Origin of the sequence: Peribacillus loiseleuriae (assembly GCF_001183985.1) — a bacterium.
GTDB lineage: Bacteria > Bacillota > Bacilli > Bacillales > DSM-1321 > Peribacillus > Peribacillus loiseleuriae.
In genome coordinates, this window is sequence record NZ_LFZW01000001.1 from 2,417,561 (window position 1) to 2,436,755 (window position 19,195).

General features: G+C 38.2%; 15 protein-coding genes and 2 pseudogenes. 14 read left to right on the forward strand and 3 right to left on the reverse strand.

Annotated features, from left to right (window positions below; genetic code table 11):
* Positions 1–50 precede the first annotated feature (50 nt).
* Complete coding sequence (locus AC625_RS11285) at positions 51–617, reverse strand: TetR/AcrR family transcriptional regulator (protein WP_049681371.1); 567 nt, start codon at positions 615–617, stop codon at positions 51–53.
* A 193-nt stretch (positions 618–810) separates the two neighbouring features.
* Between AC625_RS11285 and lpdA the strand changes: the two genes are divergently transcribed.
* The 5 genes and pseudogenes from lpdA to AC625_RS11310 all read left to right on the forward strand — a co-directional run bounded on the left by lpdA (position 811) and on the right by AC625_RS11310 (position 6,627).
* On the forward strand, positions 811–2,214 hold the full coding sequence (gene lpdA, locus AC625_RS11290; RefSeq protein ID WP_049681372.1) for a dihydrolipoyl dehydrogenase: 1,404 nt from the start codon (positions 811–813) through the stop codon (positions 2,212–2,214).
* A gap of 37 nt (positions 2,215–2,251) precedes the next feature.
* On the forward strand, positions 2,252–2,887 hold the full coding sequence (locus AC625_RS11295; protein ID WP_049681373.1) for a biotin/lipoyl-containing protein: 636 nt from the start codon (positions 2,252–2,254) through the stop codon (positions 2,885–2,887).
* Positions 2,871–4,043, forward strand: coding sequence for an ABC transporter permease (locus AC625_RS11300; protein ID WP_049681374.1), 1,173 nt, complete (start codon positions 2,871–2,873; stop codon positions 4,041–4,043). The genes AC625_RS11295 and AC625_RS11300 overlap by 17 nt, the downstream gene beginning before the upstream one ends.
* Positions 4,044–4,565: 522 nt before the next feature.
* Positions 4,566–5,735, forward strand: a pseudogene (locus tag AC625_RS11305) (Gfo/Idh/MocA family protein).
* A gap of 40 nt (positions 5,736–5,775) precedes the next feature.
* The gene (locus tag AC625_RS11310) at positions 5,776–6,627 is read left to right on the forward strand and encodes a sugar phosphate isomerase/epimerase family protein (protein ID WP_049681375.1); all 852 of its coding nucleotides are present in this window, start codon (positions 5,776–5,778) and stop codon (positions 6,625–6,627) included.
* 686 nt (positions 6,628–7,313) lie between these two features.
* On the opposite strand, the gene AC625_RS11315 is transcribed toward AC625_RS11310, so the two are convergent.
* Complete coding sequence (locus AC625_RS11315; RefSeq protein WP_049681376.1) at positions 7,314–8,534, reverse strand: ATP-grasp domain-containing protein; 1,221 nt, start codon at positions 8,532–8,534, stop codon at positions 7,314–7,316.
* A gap of 161 nt (positions 8,535–8,695) precedes the next feature.
* On the opposite strand from AC625_RS11315, the gene AC625_RS11320 reads away from it, so the two are divergent.
* The 6 genes from AC625_RS11320 to AC625_RS11345 all read left to right on the forward strand — a co-directional run bounded on the left by AC625_RS11320 (position 8,696) and on the right by AC625_RS11345 (position 13,758).
* The gene (locus AC625_RS11320; RefSeq protein WP_049681377.1) at positions 8,696–9,739 is read left to right on the forward strand and encodes a YheC/YheD family endospore coat-associated protein; all 1,044 of its coding nucleotides are present in this window, start codon (positions 8,696–8,698) and stop codon (positions 9,737–9,739) included.
* 91 nt (positions 9,740–9,830) lie between these two features.
* Positions 9,831–10,094, forward strand: a complete 264-nt coding sequence (locus tag AC625_RS11325; RefSeq protein WP_049681378.1) for a hypothetical protein — start codon at positions 9,831–9,833, stop codon at positions 10,092–10,094.
* A 284-nt stretch (positions 10,095–10,378) separates the two neighbouring features.
* On the forward strand, positions 10,379–11,095 hold the full coding sequence (locus AC625_RS11330) for a metal-binding protein ZinT (RefSeq protein WP_049681379.1): 717 nt from the start codon (positions 10,379–10,381) through the stop codon (positions 11,093–11,095).
* A gap of 356 nt (positions 11,096–11,451) precedes the next feature.
* Complete coding sequence (locus AC625_RS11335) at positions 11,452–11,736, forward strand: DUF3219 family protein (RefSeq protein ID WP_049681380.1); 285 nt, start codon at positions 11,452–11,454, stop codon at positions 11,734–11,736.
* Between the two features lie 19 nt (positions 11,737–11,755).
* Entirely contained in the window at positions 11,756–12,736 is a 981-nt protein-coding gene (locus AC625_RS11340; RefSeq protein ID WP_049681381.1) for an LLM class flavin-dependent oxidoreductase, read from the forward strand.
* A 401-nt stretch (positions 12,737–13,137) separates the two neighbouring features.
* A complete protein-coding gene (locus AC625_RS11345; RefSeq protein WP_049681382.1) occupies positions 13,138–13,758 on the forward strand; it encodes a recombinase family protein in 621 nt (206 codons plus the stop codon).
* 159 nt (positions 13,759–13,917) lie between these two features.
* Here AC625_RS11345 and AC625_RS11350 read toward each other — a convergent pair whose 3' ends face one another.
* Positions 13,918–15,369 (reverse strand): bifunctional metallophosphatase/5'-nucleotidase, encoded by a 1,452-nt coding sequence (locus tag AC625_RS11350; RefSeq protein ID WP_049681383.1) that lies wholly within the window; start codon positions 15,367–15,369, stop codon positions 13,918–13,920.
* Between the two features lie 361 nt (positions 15,370–15,730).
* Here AC625_RS11350 and AC625_RS11355 point away from each other — a divergent pair, with 361 nt between their 5' ends.
* The 3 genes and pseudogenes from AC625_RS11355 to AC625_RS11370 all read left to right on the forward strand — a co-directional run.
* Positions 15,731–15,988 (forward strand): HU family DNA-binding protein, encoded by a 258-nt coding sequence (locus AC625_RS11355; RefSeq protein WP_049681384.1) that lies wholly within the window; start codon positions 15,731–15,733, stop codon positions 15,986–15,988.
* Positions 15,989–16,424: 436 nt separating this feature from the next.
* Positions 16,425–18,038 carry an FMN-binding glutamate synthase family protein gene (locus tag AC625_RS11365; protein WP_049681386.1) on the forward strand — a complete coding sequence of 538 codons (1,614 nt, stop codon included), beginning with the start codon at positions 16,425–16,427 and terminating at the stop codon, positions 18,036–18,038.
* Between the two features lie 347 nt (positions 18,039–18,385).
* Positions 18,386–19,023, forward strand: a pseudogene (locus AC625_RS11370) (transposase); the annotation flags it as partial.
* Positions 19,024–19,195 lie beyond the last annotated feature (172 nt).

Genomic DNA, 19,195 nt, shown 5'->3' on the forward strand with positions numbered 1-19,195 from the left:
TGGATCAACCAGCACCCAAATCTGCAAATTGTATAAGGGATCATGGAAGACTAGTTCATAACCAGCTCTTTGGCATATTGCTTGCCTGCCGAAAGAAGGCTGTTACTAAGTTTAGGGTCATTAACGGACCGTGCAAGCACAAGAGAACCAACCATGGTACTGAGCAGTGCGCTACCTTTGGACGCGTCAATGTCCGCCAGATTGGAGATAAAAGCAATCATCCGCTCTAGTTCATGGGTGAATACCTGCCGAACCTCTTCCGAAGAGCGGGATATTTCGCCAGAAAGGGCAGGAAGAATGCAACCCATCTCCGTTTGGTCGCGGTGATACGGGCTTAAATAATAATCAATGACAGTATTGATTTTGGGGTTCTGCTTGTCCTGGTCAGCGGCTTCTTGCAGAAGTGCGATGGTATCGCTGATGGCATACCGGCAGGCTTCGGCGACGAGCTGTTCTTTGTTGTCAAAATGTGAATAAAATCCTCCATGAGTCAACCCGGCCCCCTTCATAATGAACGGAACACTTACATCGTGGATACCATTGGTGCGAAAAGCCTTGGCAGCACTTTCAACGATTTTATTCCGCACTTTCATCTTATGGCCTTTGGGATACGGCATTGTAATCACTCCACAGCTTCATAATTCTATCTTCAAAATATTATAATCGTCATAATATGAGGTGTCAATTTAGCCATCCGGCAAACGTTAGCTCAAGAAAGGCTAAACACGGTTGTTGACGTTTTTAAAATATGATGGTTATAATATATTACGATCATCATATTTTAAAAAATTCAACAGGAGGTATCAGGATATGAATAAGTTTGAATCCGTAGAAACGTTGGTTATTGGATCAGGGCCGGGAGGGTATGTAGCAGCGCTACGCTCCTCACAACTTGGTATGAAGACGGCGATTGTCGAACGCAGTCAACTTGGCGGAGTCTGCACGCATGTTGGTTGCATTCCATCCAAAGCATTAATTGCAGAATCGCATCGCTATGATGTGCTCAGACAGTTCAATAATGTAGATGCGGCAGCGTCATTTAAGAATGCTCAGGATTTCAAGCAGGGGATTGTGAATAAGCAGGCAGGCGGAGTGAGTTATTTATTAAAGTCCGCCGGTGTGAGCATTCTGGAGGGAGAGGCTAGTTTGGTTGATGAACATACAGCGATTATCAATCAATCTGGAGCGGAGCAAACCCTTTCATTTAAGTACGCGATATTGGCAACGGGATCTCGTCCGATTGAACTGCAAGCATTTCCGGTTGGAGGGCGTATTTTGTCTTCCACAGAAGCGCTGTCGCTCCCCGAGGTTCCGACTAGCCTGGTAGTTATAGGAGGTGGTTACATTGGTGTCGAACTGGGGCAAATGTATGCCAAATTTGGAACAAAGGTAACGATTCTGGAGGGCGGAGAACAAGTGCTACCGGGATTCGAGACAGAGCTTGCGGCCCCTGTTGTCTGGCAGATGCTTGCCGATGGTATTAATATTATAAGCGGGGCGACAGCTGAGAAAGTGGTGCAGAATGCGGATTCAATTACACTGCATTATTTAAAAAATCAGGAGCAGCATCATGTTACAGCGGAATATGCGTTAGTGACTATCGGCAGAAAACCAAATACAGACGGCAAGTTAGGGCTTGCACGCATAGGCTTGCCGGTGACGAGCAGGGGACTGATCGAGACGGACGAACAGTGCAGAACGGCTATCCCGCATATTTTCGCAATTGGAGATATTACGGCTGGTCCGGCACTCGCTCACAAAGCTTCCTATGAAGGCAAGATTGCGGCAGAAGCCATAGCAGGCCATGCCTCCGAGGTTGATTATAAAGCCATTCCGCTCGTCGTCTTTTCTAATCCAGAGTTGGCAAGCGTCGGTTTAAGTGAAACGGAAGCAAAGGCAAAATCCATCCCGATTGTTATGGGCAAATCCACTTTCGCGATCAACGGAAGAGCATTGGCATTGAGGGAAACTGAAGGTTTCGTCAAGATTGTGGCGAACCCGACCTCAGGAATCGTAATTGGTGCACAAATCGTTGGGGTGGAGGCGTCAACACTTATATCTGAGCTTGGACTTGCTATAGAGATAGGGGCAAACGTGGAGGACTTGGCTATGACGATTCATCCCCATCCCACATTGGGAGAAGTAATTATGGAGGCTGCCGAAAATGCAGTCAGAAAAATGATGATGGAAAGTAAAAAAGAGCAACAGATTTAACAACATATAAAGATTAGGGAATGGGAGAGATAAAAGAATGAAGATAAAAGTAGGTTTTTATATCGGGATGGTGGTTGTGCTGATCGCAGGAGGTTCGCTTCTTGCTACTAAAGGAAAGGATGCTGTTAGCCAGGCTGAAAGTAGAAAGCAGGGTGTGCTTGAAGTGGAGCAAACGACAATATTGTATCAGGATAGTCCAGGGGCGATTGTAAAGGTCAATGCGGTTGTAGGCGATTCGGTGAAACAGGGAGATGTGCTATTGCAGGTTATATCAGCTGAAGGAGGAGAAGTGGATGTATTCGCGCCTGATGACGGATTGATCAACAGGATTACTGTAAAGCCGGGAGATCAGCTGCTGCAAGGAATGCCGGTTGTGATTCTGCAGAAGAATACCTATTATACAGACCTCTACATTCAGGAAAGTGAAATCCAAAAGCTTAAGGTTAATCAAAAAAACGTTGCTGTTCATTTTCCATATCTGGAAAACACAACACAGGTGAATGGTGTTATTTCTTCGATCGCCACCGCCCCTCAATTTGCCAACTTGCGTATGTCACGTGAGAAAGGACAAACGGATTTAAGTATGTTTCTTGTCCGAATATCTATGGATTCGAATGCTGATCTGCTTCCGGGTATGACGGCGGAGGTGAGACTTGATGAACTCACTGATTGACGAGTGGAAGCACGTAGCGGGTAGTAAGTACCTTCGTTTTATCTTTATCGGCCCGCTTGTTGCGGCTATATTTTTTGGTTTGATGTTTTCGCATAATCAAGTTAGCGAATCACCTGTTGTTGTTATTGATGAGGATCACAGCGCGTATTCGCGGCAGCTGATTTCCACAATCAATGCTTCTCAATATATGAACGTCACGAACGTATACGCAAGCAGACTTGCTCCTGAAATATTACTGGCAAATGAGAAGGCTGTAGCGGTCATTATGCTTCCCAAACAGTTGGAGCAGCGTAAGCAGCAAGGGCTATCTACGAATATCGGTATCTTAATGGATAATACCATTCCCTCAGGGTTAACTGGTATTCGAACCGCCATTCAGGAAATCATCGTAACAGAAAACATGACACTTTCCATGACCCGTCTGATTCAAAAAGGGATGGATACTGAAACATTCAAAGGGCTTGTTTCTCCTTTGTCCCTTCAGCAGCGGATGCTGTTTAATCCGACCACAAGTTATGTCGACTTTATGGTGCTTGGATTTGTGAATATTGTGGTGTTAATGATTACAACAAGTGCAGTGGGTGCGATTGTACCTCGTTTACGTCAGGAAGGGAAGCTCTTTGCCAACGGAAAATCGCCTTTTCAGATTTGGATTCGTAGTGTACCTTACGCTGTCATTAGCTCTATTTCACTGTTCTTATGCTATGGATTGTTGAAGCAGGTGGGGGGGATGCGGTTTGAAGCAGAGCCGTATCTATTTATCATCCCATTGTTAGTTTATGCTTTTGCCTTGGCACTCGTGGGATTGTTGATCGGATATTCTGCCAAAGACCTGTCCAAAGTCAATTCACGGACCAACTTCGTAGTGTATCCGTCGTTTCTTGCTACTGGAATTCAATTGACTCCACTTGTGTTTCCAGAGCCCTTTCAAATTTTCGCATGGGTATTACCTATGAACTGGCTTAACCGTCTCATACGCGGGATGGCTTTTCGGGATGGGGCGCTAACAGCCTATAGTCTAGAGATAGGGGCGCTGCTGATCATTATTGGCGTTGTGTCCTTGTTCATTGGATTGCTGGTATTACGGGAAGCAGGGAAAGCTGGTCCTAGCCGAGAACCGCTTATGAATTCGGAAGATCTGCCGAGCAACAGTTAATTAGGGCACCTTGCACAGCCAACGGTTGGGTAATCTAGTCCATAAGTCACTCCTTTCCTTTTTATTAATAATGAGCATTCCACACATGTTGAATGTGAGTAGCAACTCATTTTAAAGAAAGGCAACTAACCCTTATGGTAGTTGCCTTTTATGCTTCTTTGAAAGAATTTACGAAGTTGTAATGGATTCGAATATCACCATCTTTGTTACAGCTAATCTTTTCAACTAACGAATATAAAACTTGATGTGCAAGATCTTTAAGCGGTAATTAAGCCAATTTGATAGTGCTAAATCAATAGCGCTTTTTTTATCCAATTTGGACATTTCTAAAAAAGGACAAGTGAGCCAAATATCTCACAACAAATTCTTGCTTTGTGTGTGATAAAACTCAATTAAATTAATGAAAAATAAAGATTTTTTTGGAAACGCTCGCATAATGAATTTCAATTTTACTAGGAAAGTAGCGTAACGGAATGTGAGTATGATAGTTCCGAAAAAAGGATAAAGAGAGGAGAAGTAACATTGGAAAAGGTAAGATTGGGAATTATTGGCGTTGGGGTCCAAGGTAGCAATTATACTCGATTTATATTGGAATAAAAAGTTAAAAATATGGTGATTGGAGCCTTTTGTGACATTGACCCGGCTAAAAAGAAAATGTGTGCAGAGAATTATCCGGATATACCTTTCTTTGATCACTATATGGACATGTTAAACAGTGGTAAAGTGGATGCAATTGTTACTACAGTACCACATTATCTCCACCCAGAGATTGGGATTGAAGCATTAAAGAGAGGTATCCACATATTAGTGGAAAAACCAGCTGGGGTTTACACGAAACAAGTAAAGGAATTAAATGAATTTGCTGCAAGCAAACCTGAATTGACTTTCGCTGTGTTCTTCAACCAACGAACAAATCCACTCTATCAAAAGGTAAAAGATCTTATTGATAACGGGGAGATTGGGGCGATTCGCCGTACCAACTGGATTATTACCACATGGTGGAGATCACAGGCATATTATGATCAAAGTGAATGGAGAGAAACATGGGGTGGTGAAGGGGGCGGCGTTCTTGTAAACCAAGCACCACATCAAATCGACTTACTTCAAGGGATATGCGGTATGCCTAAGAAGGTTTATGCAAATATAAAATATGGTTCCCAAAGAAATGTTCCTGTCGAAGATGAAGTAACAGCATTGGTTGACTATGGGAATGGTGCAACAGGTGTATTTGTTACTTGTACACATGACATTTTAGGAACAGACCGATTTGAGATTTTAGGAGATAAAGGGAAAATTGTAGTGGACAATAGTAAAAAAATTACGATTAAACGACTTCATAAATCCGAATCGGAAATGAGTGATTCGTTGAGTTGGGAAGAATCGAAGAATCTTATGAAAGACATAGGTCCATCGGGAATTTACAGTAAGGGGACTTTTGAATTTCAAAGCGTATGGGGGCAGCAGCATATTACTATTTTGGAAAACTTTGCTGCAAACATTTTGGATGGGACGGAATTGATAGCACCAGGAAGTGACGGGATTCATGGTGTGGCATTAGCCAATGCGATCCATCTATCAAGTTGGTTAGGGAAAGAAGTAGAACTTCTGATTGATGAGGATTTATTTTTAGAAGAATTAACGAAAAAGATAGAAACAGAAAAACAGATTACTGTTAAAAGTGAATCAAATTAATCTTTCTATTAAACTGATAATCACTAGGAGGTATTTCAACATGAATAAAGGCAAATTTGCAGTACAAATGATGACGATTAAAAGCAAGGTTCCTGAGCTTGGTGTTTACGAAACCATGAGGAAGATAACTGAACTGGGCTATCAAGCTGTAGAGGTATCACAAATTCCAATGACGGCCGAAACTGTAGCTGAACTTAAAAGAGCGGCTTTAGATTTTGATATAAAAATTGCAGCGCTTTCTGCGACCATTGATCCAAATCCGGGAAGTTCCAGTGATAACTTAACAGACCATTTTCAAAAAATTGTAGATGATTGTAAAACATTAGATTGTAACTATTTACGAAATGGAATGCTGCCAATCGATATATTAGAAGATAAAGAAAAAATCATGAATTTTATCGATAAAGCAGAAACAATGGCAAAACGACTTGATGAATATGGCATTCACTTCTATTACCACAACCATCATATTGAATTCCAAAAATATGACGGAGAGTTTTTATTAGATCTAATAAAGAACAATACGAAGAATCTAGGTTTCGAAATAGATGTCCATTGGGCTGCAAAAGCAGGTGTAAACCCTGTAGAGTTATTAAAACAATATGCTGGTAGAATTGGATTGCTTCATTTAAAAGATTACCGGATTGGAAAAGTCGATTTGGAAGGTGTAAACGATCCTGTGACACATAAACAAAGACTACACAATATTATTGAATTTGCGGAATTAGGACAAGGTAACCTTGATATGAAAGCAATCATTGAAGCAGGACTTCAGTATGGGTCTGAATATTTCATCATTGAGCAAGATAACACGTACGGAAGAGACCCACTTGAGAGCCTTGAAATATCAGCTGGCCATTTGAGGGAATTGGGATACGCAGCTTGGTTTTAATGCAGAAATCTCAGTGGTCTATCAGTAATTTCCATATAGGTTGAACAAATTAGAATAGATTCTGAATTCGATCTTGTAAGTCGTAGCTAGAAAGACTATTGAGAGGAGAAAAAAATGGATGGAAGACACAAATATAGTTTTAGACAAAAATTTATCAACTGTTAATCACGATAAGCCTGCCAAATTCACTAAGATATCATCGATGATGGACCAGAAAATAACTTTTGTCTCTATTGCATTCCCAAAAGTTAAAAAAAGTTGACAAGAATCATATGTATACGAGCCCTTTCGCTGTAACGCCAATGCTATGATCTGAAGAGATCACTAAAAATAAAAAATGCGAAAGTCTATGAAAATGACTTTCGCAAAAGGATAAGCCTTTACAAACATAGGTATGATGCTCCTGTCTTTATATATATAAACATCTACTTACTATTTTTTTAGTACTAGACTAAACAGATAAAAACCTCTAACTTCATTTATGTTAGAATCACGTAGTAAATCCTATGCGTTTTGATCATTATGAGACAATTTAAATTTCATTTGATTCATAGGGATTCATGTAAAAATTGAACTACTACATTTTGAATAACTCCAGTTAGATATTTTAGTGGCCTATATAGGCTGTCCAATTTTGAAATGGAACTAAAGGAGCTTCTTGTTTCTGCAAGTTTTGCTCGTAATCATTATAGTTTTTCTATGTTAAAACGAATCTCTTTAGCTGCTGCCATCGCCATTTGTTTTGCTTCTTCATTATTATATGAGGAGGCTAACACGTATCCATAACGATCTCCCATTGATAAAGGGGGCCGTAATATCTTTCCTTTGCGTGGTTTTATAAAAACTTCTTGCACCCCTGGATATTGACTAGCACGATTTTTCCCGGTAACACTAACCAATTTACCCTCAATATCTACAGTTAGATATTGTACATACACGTACTTACGATGTTTTTTCGTAAGATTCGGTTGATTTCCTAAAAATATCTGAATCGTTTCTTCTACTAGATTAATGCCATACCCTACCTCAATCAGGCGGTTCATGGCACCACCGGAAATTCTAGGGTTAATCTCGATTAATTTCCATCTCCCTCGAACGAGACGCAATTCGAGGTGACACGCACCATTTTTCATGTCAAAAGTTTCTACAATTGTACAAACTGATTCATAGAGATGATCAAAAAACTGTTTGTCCATATAAGCTAACAAGCTATATCCTGTTACGATAAAACGTTCTTGGAACGTAATTTCTTGTTCAATAACAGCTACAATAGTAATCGTTCCATCGTGTACTACTGTTTCAACTAAATATTGAGGTCCAGTTAAAAATTCTTCAATTAATATAGGTGTATCTTTGTACTTATTTAGTAGTTTTTTCATTGCAAAGTTTAATTGATCGATATCGCTTGCCAGTAGGACATCTTTTGATCCAGCGGAAATAGGGGATTTTACTATTAATGGTAGATGGTTTTTTTGTTCTTCAAGGAAATCTTTTAAGGAGTCTTCTGATGTATAAATGGTAAAGTAAGGAGAAGATCGGAGGCTTTTAAGAAGATTTCTTGTTAAAACTTTATCTTCCATATTCAGAATTGGATGAACAGAAACAACGTTTGTACAGAATTTTTCTTCTAACGATACGGCGATATTTACATAGGGATCTATAAAGCTTAAGATTGCCTGAATCACTAGTCCACGATTTACTAATTTTTGAATACTTTTTGTTAACGCCTGATAATCAGATAGCTCTGTGAATATCATCTGATGAACATCAGGAAATTCTAATCTTTGTTCCAGAAATTGCTGTTTATTTGTAAATAGAACGGTTAAATAGCCAAGGCGCTCTGCGGCTTTTATCGCTTCTCTGCTCGAACCGGATTTATTAGAGCCAATAAAGATAATCGTATTCATAAAGTCATGTTACCCACCTGTCTCTAGTGAATTAAATCTATACTATAGAATATATAAGTAGGTCCAAAATTGTTCGCCTTAATTTAAAAAATAGGAATAAAGACTAGCTTTGTTTTATATTTTTAAAGGACAGCATTTTATAAAGGTGGGATATAACGATTATGACCTTAATTGGCATGCTTCACCATCGAGAGGATCCACAAAGGGTGAGAAGAGCATATGCTTACTCAGCTGTAGCGAAAGCGGAAGGGATTCCCTTTTTTTACTTTACGCCTGGGAAAGTAAATATGGAGAACCGAACAATTAATGGGAAAATATATGAGAACGGAAATTGGCAGGAAAAGAAGTTCCCTTTTCCGGACGTTATCTATAATGCCAGCTATCCTCTAACGGATAAAGCAGAAATAATCGTGGATTTTTTATCAGAAATCATTCCTTTTACAAGTCACTCAGTTGGTGATAAATCATATGTTAATAAGCTGATAAAAAAAGGGGAAATGTTTGCGCAATATCTTATACCTTCAATGGATTTAATAGACGCTAATCGATTTATGCAAATGGTCCGTCATTATCCAAAAGTAATCATGAAACCAGTATCCGGGAATCAGGGAAAAGGGATCATTTTTATTGAAAAGGAAGGAAATGATAAATACAGAGTGAATGAAACTGGGGACATTTCTATTTATACTAAACAAGAATTGGTCGAATTCACAAGTCGAAAGATTCAAGAACAAAAGTATTTAGCTCAACAGTTCATTTCCTGTCAAATTAAATCGGGCCAAGTATATGACTTCCGGTTGCATGTACAAAAAAATGGAGAAGGAAAGTGGGTCATTACCTCAATATATCCACGCATAGGAACTGTAGGAAGCATTGCACCAAATATCGGAAGTGGGGGATATACTGGTTATCTGGATATTTTTTTACAAAAAGAATTCGATGATTCCTGGTATAATATAAAAAAAACACTTGAATATTTCGCTATAAATTTTTCGAACCACTTTGATTCTTTGTATGATGATGTGTCATTGGATGAATTAGGGATTGATGTTGGAATTGATGAAAATCAAAAATTGTGGTTATTTGAAGTGAATTGGAGACCAGGAGCGCCAATCATATTTAATTGTGAATTAGATGTAGCGAGAAATACGGTTCAATATGCTAAATATTTAGCTGAAAATAGCCAACGTAATGTAAATGAATGACCATTGTAACTTCTTAAGAAGAATCGAGATCGCTTGATGTTCTTATATACTTTTGGTTAAAGCATCTATCTTCTGGATAGATGCTTTTTACATGGCTGTTGTCGTAAACTTTGATGCTTGTAAATTCTATTTATACTACTATCCTGGGGTGATTTCCGTTACAGGTACTCGCTTTCCACAGGCGCAATGCGCCGAGGAGGCTCCCGGACCGCCCGCGGAAAGCGAACGCTTCTCACTGCAATCAACAGGCAAGTTTAACAGAGACATTATATTAAATAGTTCCATTTTGGTGCTCTTTTTAAAAAGATGGCTTGAAATGACAGCATATTCACAAACGATTTGGCATTTTAAATGAACAATAAAAATACACAAAGGTCGTCTTGAAATAGACAACCTTTGTTCTTAAACTAAAACACCCATTCGTAAAAGAATACTCCAGGTTTGTTTAAGTATATTATTTTTTAAAATTTATTTAATAATAAGATTCGATCTTTTATTAAATTACAAAAATAACGTAAATCATAATGATTTCGTTTTGTATTGACAGAAGATTTGAAACATAGTATATTCATAAAAGAGTAAATAGTAATTGTTACGATTTACACCGATTATTAAAATAGAAAAGGAGATATTTTATTTATGAAAAAGGAACTTATCAAATCAATACTAGTGTTTTTCTTATTAGGTATAGTCCTTACAGGTTGTCAAGAAAAAGTAGATACACCTGTCGAAAATGCTTCCTCAGATTCTAAATCTACTACTTCTGAATCTACAGAAGGTACCAATCATAGCCATAATCACGATGATGAAAAGCAGAAAGAAATATATTCAGGGATATTTGAAGATGACGAAGTTGAAGATAGGGAATTATCAGATTGGGAAGGAGATTGGCAATCAGTCTATCCATACTTATTAGATGGAACTTTAGATAAGGTCTTGCAGAAAAAAGTAGAAAAAAACAAAGATAAAACCTTTGAAGAATACAAAGACTATTATAAAGTTGGGTATGAAACAGACATTGAACGAATCGTTATAAAAGATAATACGATGACATTTTATAAAAATGGAGAAGGAAAAGCAGGAGAATACAAGTATCATGGATACGAAATTTTGACTTATGAATCCGGAAATAGAGGTGTTCGGTATTTATTTGATTTAGTTGGGGAAGTAGATGGTGTACCAAAACATGTTCAATTCAGTGATCATAGTATTTATCCAACAAAAGCAGAACATTACCATATTTATCTGGGAGATGAAGATCATGGCACTCTTTTAAATGAATTAGACAATTGGCCAACTTATTATTTTTCTAATCTAAGTGGAGAAGAAATTGTAGAAGAAATGAATGCCCATTAATTTTTATCGGTATTTTCCTCTTTTAGTTCGATAGAATAAAATATAGCTTTAGAAAAAAGCAATATTAACAGTTTCTCTCAAATACATATTTAACAGCAGATGAAGAAACGTCATTTTAAAAAAGTTTGATTAAAATGGCGTTTTTTTATTATATTTAATCAATTTTTATATCGATCTCAACTTAAAAAAGTAATTTTTTTCAATTCCTCTTGGGATTCTTCCTCATACAGATAGGTAAGGGTTTGAATAAGTTAAGGGCACGACAAACGTATATCATACGCTTCAATTCTAAGCAATAGAGTTCGTTAACTGGTTAAGGGTGTGTTATTCTTTTTTGGGAAAGGGATGATGATGAAATGGTTAAGGAAATTCAACTAAATGATACGAAAATCAAAATTACACAATATGAAGAGGAAAAAGAAAAAAATGGAATTCAAATTTCGGTAACTTTTTATGTTACAAGTGACGACTACCATGACATAGCAACACTTCTTTATAAAGGAACATTTGATGTAATAGTACCCGAGAGACATCTTGAGTTCCGCGGAACGATTCAAGAATATTCAACATCTATTACAAATCTATACGAAAAAGGACAAATTGGCGAATTTAAACTGACTTTAAAAGAAGGAACAAAATAGAAAAGGGGAATTTCATTTTATGAAATTAGGCATTTTAGATCAATCTCCCATTTCAACTAATCAAACGGCACACGAGGCACTACAGGAATCAATGAAACTTGCACGAATAGGGGAGACATTAGGATATTCACGTTATTGGATTGCTGAACATCATGCATTGCCAGGTCTTGCATGCTCCGCACCCGAGGTGATGTTAGGTTATATTGGAGCAAACACAAAAAATATCCGAATTGGCTCTGGGGCGGTTTTATTGCCATATTATAAGCCATATAAAGTGGCAGAAACCTATCACTTGTTATCCACTCTATTTCCAAATCGGATTGATGTGGGAATCGGGAGGGCACCGGGTGGTCCTGCTGAAGCATCAAATGCCTTATCAGACAACTATTTGCAAAATGTCTATCAAATGCCTGATTTGGTAAAAGAATTAATTAAATACATAGATAATGAGGAGTCCATATTACCAGCTTCTCCGTTACCGCAAATTAGTCCTGAACTTTGGATGCTAGGAACGAGTAAAAAAAGTGCAAATTTTGCAGCGGAAAATGGTTTAGCTTATTGTTTCGGACAATTTATGAGTGATGAAAACGGAGAAGAAATCACCCAACAATATCGTCATTCATTTCAACCAAGAAAAAAAGGCCAAAAACCTTACGTCATTATGGCTTTATCAGTAATTTGCGCAGAAACTACTGAAAAAGCAGAAGAAATTGCCTTAAGTTCGATTATTTGGAAACTGCAAAACGAGAATAGGGAAGAGAACCAAGGTGTTCCTTCTGTCGATGAAGCAAAAGAATTTCAATTAAATTTACGTGATCAAGAGTCAATTGAAAGAATAAAAAAGAAAATGATTATAGGTAATCCGAATGAGATAAAAAGGAAGCTAATAAAGATTCAATCCCATGTATTAGCAGATGAAATCATGATTGTAACCATCACTTATTCACCAAAGGATAAGCATCAATCATATCAATTAATCGCAGAACAATGCATCAAATGAAATAGTTGGCCAATATAGAAAAGAGGGTGTCCTTTTATATTGGCCCCCCTTTAATCCATGGTTAACTTCTCAATTCATGATTAATTATCGAATAAATAATTTTCTTAATTGGACTATGACACTTTTAAAAAAAGTGACACCATGCGGGGTTCTCTTTATATATTGGCATATCCTCTTCCTTACTAATTTCTATTTTCAGGTAACTTCTGAAAATGCTTAGAATAGATTGATACATTGATTAAGGATCAAATTACCGGAGCAAAAATTAAAACATAGAGATTTAATTATTACTTATCTTCACTTTATATATTCCAAAACAACCCGTTCGTAAACTTTAGGATTAATTTCCGAACGTTATTTGATAGAATAAGAGAAAAAGAACCAAAATGAAGGAGATTTAAATGGACGTTCGAAAGTTTGGATACATACGAGTTAGTAGCAAAGATCAACATGAGGGACGGCAACTTGAGGCTATAAAAGAAAAGGGGATAGGCGAACGAGACATTTTCAAGGACAAACAAAGTGGAAAGGACTTTAATCGAACTCAATATCAGTTGCTTAAACGAATGTTGAGAAAAAGAGATGTTCCATATATTCATTCCTTGGATCGCTTTGGACGGAACAAAGAAGAGATTTTACAGGAATGGAATGACATCACGAAGAATATCCAGGCCGATATTGTGGTGGTGGATATTCCTTTGCTTGATACAACTCAATTTAAGGATGGTTTAGGAACCTTCATAGCGGCTCTTGTTATGCAGATTCTTTCCTGGATGGCACAGGAGGAACGGGAACGTATTAGAAAACGGCAGCGTGAAGGTATTGATGTAGCTTTGCAAAATGGCCTAGCATTTGGTCGGCCTAAGGTACAGGTTACAGAAGAATTTAAAGAAGTCTATGATCGTTGGAAAGCAGGAGAGATTACTGCTGTTAAAGCTATGGGAGAATTAGATGTTAAAAAGAAAACTTTTTATAAGCTGGTTAAGGAATATGAAAAAGATTTTAAAAAGGCTACTATATAATAGGAGAAACACGTATTTATCCTCAAAATAAAAACTGCGGGTGCGAACAAAAGAACCGCAGATGTCGTGTCTATAATCTTAATAATCATGACTCTTTTATCAGATTCTTTACTTATCCGTGTGAATTCATTGACTTTAGTGTGGTTCTACATGCACTACTTAAACCACTTGAACGGTACTGTTCAAATCAACTGAAATAACTCCTCGTTTCTCTATAAATTGTTTCAAGGCATCTATGGCATGACAATTCAAATTTTTTCGATTGGTGCCATATTTTTGAGGCACACCCTGCATCGTGACAAAAGCTGCCAAATACGTGCAGTTGGGGTTAACGAGTTGGTCATCTATAAAGAGCTGTTGAATACGGGTTCCAGCGGGATTTTCAATTTTGATAAACATCCTTAGTCCTAGACAGCGCTTGACATAACCTCCCATCTGATCATAGGGGTTACTGGCAAAAGTTCGTTCTAAATTTTCTTCTAACATCTCGAGTAGCTCTTTGCCGGTTAATTCTACTGTAGAAACGGGTGGATTGGTAGGAATTATGTTCCACAGGTCATTCATTGTAATTGGTCCGGGAGGAATGGGCGCACCATAACGCCATCCATTAGAGAAAGCTAATTGAGCATTGGAAATCTCTATAAGTGATTCTAAAAGTAGGTTATCCATCGTCGACTCTAATTGAGCATACCGGTGCAACGCAGTTTTTGTTTCTCCAACTTTGCTTTGAAGCATATCCTTATGGGGTTCAAGTACATTACTTATAAGGGCTTGCACCTTGGGGTCAGGTTGAATTTCTTCAGAAACCTCGATCAACTTGTGCTGATACTTAAGAATTTGTCGGTTTTCAATTTCCAAATCCAAGCGCCCGATGAAGGAACCATGGCAGCCGGATTGGATGATGAGGGTGTTGTTTATAAGGACAGGTTTGTTAAGACGGTTATGGGTATGTGCGCTCAACAATACATCAATTCCTTTAACTTCAGAGGCAATCTTGACTTCAATAGGGAATCCTAAGTGTGAAAGAACCACTATGAGATCGACCTTATCCACACTACGTAACTTGTCAATTTGTGAAGGCAACACCTCATTCCCAAGTGTAAAGTTGATGCCAGTGGAGAAGTGTGGAGGCATTGTCTTATCTACAATATGACAAGCAATCCCAATCACGCCGATTTTCAAGCCTGCTCTCTCGATTACAGCATGTGTTGGGAAAACGGGTTGTTTGCTACCCTCATCGTAACAGTTATTCGCCAACATTGGGTAATCAAGTAATGTTGATAGTTTTTTAAAATGGTTTGGACCATAGGCAAACTCCCAGTGAGCAGTCATACCGTCGATCCCCATCGTGTTTAAGATAGGGATAAGGGACTCACCCATGGTTGCAATAGCTGGATAAGTTCCGTGAAAAGTGTCACCATTATCTAAGACCAGCACCCCACCAAGATTCTCTGCCCGAGCTTTATTAAAAATGGAGGCAATTCGGGCATATCCACCGACATTTCTAAAGTGGGCCTCACCTTTACCTTCAAGGAACATCTCAGGATGAAGATCCAAGTAAGCGTGAGTATCGTTCATCTGTAAAATGGTCAAATGATTTATTCCACTCATAAATAAATAACCTTCCTTTCATAATTAATAAAACGTTTTGGTGTGATCCATCCTCTACAAGACGTCCATTGATTATTATTCCCGTTTAAGACGTATTTATAAGGGAAGTAGGCGTCTATTTACCGCCTATATCCCAGTGAAAGTTATGACAGGATATCCAGCTAGATTTTGACGCTCGTACTTAATATAAGTAAGTTTACATAATACTCCTTATCAGAATTTACAAAGAGGGAATCTTAGCAATAATGACAAGAATATAACTACCTATTCTCTAGCTTTGCAAGTGACATACAGAACATACGTTTTATTATTGGTGACACTACTACATACTAATTAAGAATAAAGGACGAGGTGTTTGACGATGAACAAAACGGATCTAGTGAATATGGTGGCAACACAAGCAGACGCTAAAAAAGCAGTGGATGCATGGATTGAAATAATCTCTACTACGCTTGCTAAAGAGGAAAAAATCCAATTAGTTGGATTTGGAACATTTGAAGTGCGCGACCGAGCAGCTCGAACGGGTAGAAACCCACAAACAGGAGAAGAAATACAAATTGCTGCTTCTAAAGTTCCTGCTTTTAAACCAGGTAAGGAATTAAAAGAAGCTGTTAAATAAAAATATATTAATCATAGTGTAAAAATACTCTGGGGATGAGTTACTCTCCAGAGTATTTTCTATTTAAATATGTATCCTTTCTTTTTTTTCAATAGATATGAATTTGAAATAAAGTTTTATTGTACATAAAAGATTGATTATTTTTAATTTGTTTCCTGTAGAGATAGATAATCCAATCATGAACTGTATCTTGTGATGAACAGGCAGACATGAGGGCTACATATAATGGGTTAACCTTCACCAATTTAGGCTGCCCTTTATGAGCAGCCATTTTTATTTTCCTAATGAAGGGGTAGAGTCAGGAAAATGCGGATTCACAACGGTAAGCCCATTTTCTTGACGGTATCCTTAAACCATTTCGACATTCGCCCTCTGTATAAAGAGATTCAGGTTCGAGTAAAATAAACCCAATATGGTCATTAGCAGGAGGGGTAAAATGGATATCGCAAGTCGTTTAATTATCATCACATTTACTTTTGGTGCACTTGCTTTAATCGCACTTGTCATTTTTCTAATCTATTTATTAATGTTTGACCGAAATCAGAAGCATCACGCCATACTAAGGAATTACCCAGTACTAGGCAGGGTGCGCTATTTTTCAGAAAAAATCGGTCCAGAATTGCGGCAATATTTTTTTAACGGTGATAATGAAGGGAAGCCATTTTCAAGGGATGACTACGAACATATCGTAAAAAGCGCAAAGTATATGCGAGATGTAGTTGCGTTTGGTTCAAAACGTGATTTTGATGAAGAAGGCCTTTTTGTTCGGAATGATATGTTCCCAAAATTAGCCGAAGAAGAAAAATTCGATAGAGAAACAAAGGTGATAACCAAAAGATGTATCTTATTGAAGGATCCGCTTTTTTCGCAGCGAGAGGAAAAATGGGAGGATGAGGAATCGTCTGCTTACTTATTGCATGACCATGATGCCGTGGTCATTGGCCCAAATACAAAGCATCCATTTAGATTAAAAGGTTTGATTGGGATGTCGGCGATGAGCTATGGTTCATTAGGATATAATGCCATAACAGCTTTATCAGAAGGATTAGCGTTAGCGAAAGGTACGTGGATGAATACTGGGGAAGGTGGGCTATCTTCCTATCATTTAAAAGGTAGCGTCGATATCATTATGCAGATTGGCCCGGCCATGTTCGGAGTTCGTGATAAATTTGGAGAAATGGATTGGGACGAGTTAAAGCTGAAAAGTGAAATTCCTCAAGTAAAAGCATTTGAGATTAAGCTCGCTCAAGGTGCCAAAACCCGCGGGGGACATATTGATGCGGAAAAAGTTACTCCGGAAATTGCCGAAATTCGCAAAGTGGAACCATTCAAATCGATTGATAGTCCCAATCGTTTTCATCAGTTCAGTGATGTACCGACGATGTGTGAATTCATTGAAAGAATCCGTAACCATACAGGTAAACCTGTTGGAATGAAGATGGTTGTCGGTGGTAATGATAGCGTCGAAGAACTAGCCAAATATATGAAGGAGACAGGCAAAGGGCCGGACTTTATCACCGTAGATGGCGGGGAAGGCGGTACAGGAGCTTCCTATCAAGAATTGATTGATAGTGTCGGATTGCCGATTAAATCAGCTCTACCAATTGTTGTCTCGACCCTTCAAAAATATGGGGTGCGCGACCGGGTTAAAATTATCGCTTCAGGTAAGCTTTTCAGTCCTGACCGGATTGCGATTGCTTTGGCGATGGGAGCCGATCTCGTCAATATTGCGCGTGGATTCATGATTACCATAGGATGTATCCAAACATTGAAATGTCAATCCAATGCCTGTCCAGTTGGGGTAGCGACAACTGACCCAGAATTGCAAAAGGCTCTCGTAATTGACGAAAAGAAATACCGCGTCGTCAATTTTCTCGTGACACTTCGAAAAGGACTATTTCGAATTTCAGCAGCAGCAGGTTTGGATTCACCCGTTCATTTTCAACCGAAGCATATTAGTTATAAAGATAGCAAAGGAGTCGTGACATCACTGGAAAACATCCTTCATGAAATCCGGCAGCAAATAGGTGTAAATGAACCTGGAAAGTAGAAGTTCCTTATTAACAGAATGATTCACAAACAGTAAATAGTGAAATTGAATCATAATTTTTTTGCGCTAGAGAAAACTAAACAAGCAAGAATAGAAAGGAGAGAATGAGTATGAGTATGAGTCATGGTAAAAAAATCTCGTTGATGACGTTTTTTCATGGACCTCTCGCTTTCTGAAGAATTACAGCTATTTTCACAAGAATTACAGCGCTTTCTATCTCCAATCGTTCTACAAAAAATCGCTAAACAGGTTGGTTTTGTGCAGCGATCTAGTAGGTATCAAGCAGATGAACTCATCGCCCTTTGCATTTGGCTCAACCAAGAAGTCGCCAGTACATCTCTTACGCAACTATATACATTCAACTTGATATGCTGGCAGCTGGTGAAACTTTAGAAATTCCTGAAGCCTATATTGGACAAAAACAAAAGCTTCTAACACGTGTGATTATCCATCGTTTAACAGACGATCAAACGCAAACACGTCTCAACAATCAAGCTAGAAGAAAGGCATTGTCATGAAGGACAAAAGTAAGCAATTAATGGGGATTAACGTATACATAACGAACACACCACCAAAAGAAGTGTCAACGGATTACATGTACGCTCTGTATTCCTTACGCTGGCAGATTGAAATTTTATTTAAAACGTGGTCCTTTTTTGAAATTAACGAGTGTAAGAACATCAAGAAAGAACGCTTAGAGTGCCATTTATGGCAACTGATTGGCATTCTACTTTGTTCCTCCACCATGTTTCACATGCGACAACTCCTACTAGAAAAGAAGAAGTAAGAACTGAGTGAATTTAAGGCGATTTATATGATTAAGGACTACTTTCTGTTACTATTTAAGGCCATGTCTAGTGGCTCACATGAACTTATCATGATTCTTCATCGTCTCTATCAATGTCTCTATCAATTGCTTAAGAAAAATGGACGTAAATGTCATCGGTATAAGAAGACCGTCTTTGATATTCTAGGGGTTGTGTAAGAAACGACAGTAAAGCATAGACAAGCTGTCTAGTAAAAAAATCGGATTTTAATAGACTTCTTTAACATGCCTACTTTTCCATCACTTGCTCGTTTTGAAGCAAGAATTATTTCGTATCTAGTCATTTACATCCTTAACTTGATGGGCATGCGACTGTACTCGCATAAGGAAA

What these genes read in the sequence shown, in the direction of transcription:
- AC625_RS11310 (WP_049681375.1), top strand. Translation starts at nt 5,776, where the DNA reads ATGAATAAAGGCAAATTTGCAGTACAAATGATGACGATTAAAAGCAAG.
- AC625_RS11340 (WP_049681381.1), top strand. Translation starts at nt 11,756, where the DNA reads ATGAAATTAGGCATTTTAGATCAATCTCCCATTTCAACTAATCAAACG.
- AC625_RS11365 (WP_049681386.1), top strand. Translation starts at nt 16,425, where the DNA reads ATGGATATCGCAAGTCGTTTAATTATCATCACATTTACTTTTGGTGCA.
- AC625_RS11300 (WP_049681374.1), top strand. Translation starts at nt 2,871, where the DNA reads ATGAACTCACTGATTGACGAGTGGAAGCACGTAGCGGGTAGTAAGTAC.
- AC625_RS11285 (WP_049681371.1), bottom strand. Translation starts at nt 617, where the DNA reads ATGCCGTATCCCAAAGGCCATAAGATGAAAGTGCGGAATAAAATCGTT.
- AC625_RS11320 (WP_049681377.1), top strand. Translation starts at nt 8,696, where the DNA reads ATGACCTTAATTGGCATGCTTCACCATCGAGAGGATCCACAAAGGGTG.
- AC625_RS11330 (WP_049681379.1), top strand. Translation starts at nt 10,379, where the DNA reads ATGAAAAAGGAACTTATCAAATCAATACTAGTGTTTTTCTTATTAGGT.
- AC625_RS11315 (WP_049681376.1), bottom strand. Translation starts at nt 8,534, where the DNA reads ATGAATACGATTATCTTTATTGGCTCTAATAAATCCGGTTCGAGCAGA.
- AC625_RS11295 (WP_049681373.1), top strand. Translation starts at nt 2,252, where the DNA reads ATGAAGATAAAAGTAGGTTTTTATATCGGGATGGTGGTTGTGCTGATC.
- lpdA (WP_049681372.1), top strand. Translation starts at nt 811, where the DNA reads ATGAATAAGTTTGAATCCGTAGAAACGTTGGTTATTGGATCAGGGCCG.
- AC625_RS11325 (WP_049681378.1), top strand. Translation starts at nt 9,831, where the DNA reads ATGGCTGTTGTCGTAAACTTTGATGCTTGTAAATTCTATTTATACTAC.
- AC625_RS11355 (WP_049681384.1), top strand. Translation starts at nt 15,731, where the DNA reads ATGAACAAAACGGATCTAGTGAATATGGTGGCAACACAAGCAGACGCT.
- AC625_RS11345 (WP_049681382.1), top strand. Translation starts at nt 13,138, where the DNA reads ATGGACGTTCGAAAGTTTGGATACATACGAGTTAGTAGCAAAGATCAA.
- AC625_RS11350 (WP_049681383.1), bottom strand. Translation starts at nt 15,369, where the DNA reads ATGAGTGGAATAAATCATTTGACCATTTTACAGATGAACGATACTCAC.
- AC625_RS11335 (WP_049681380.1), top strand. Translation starts at nt 11,452, where the DNA reads ATGGTTAAGGAAATTCAACTAAATGATACGAAAATCAAAATTACACAA.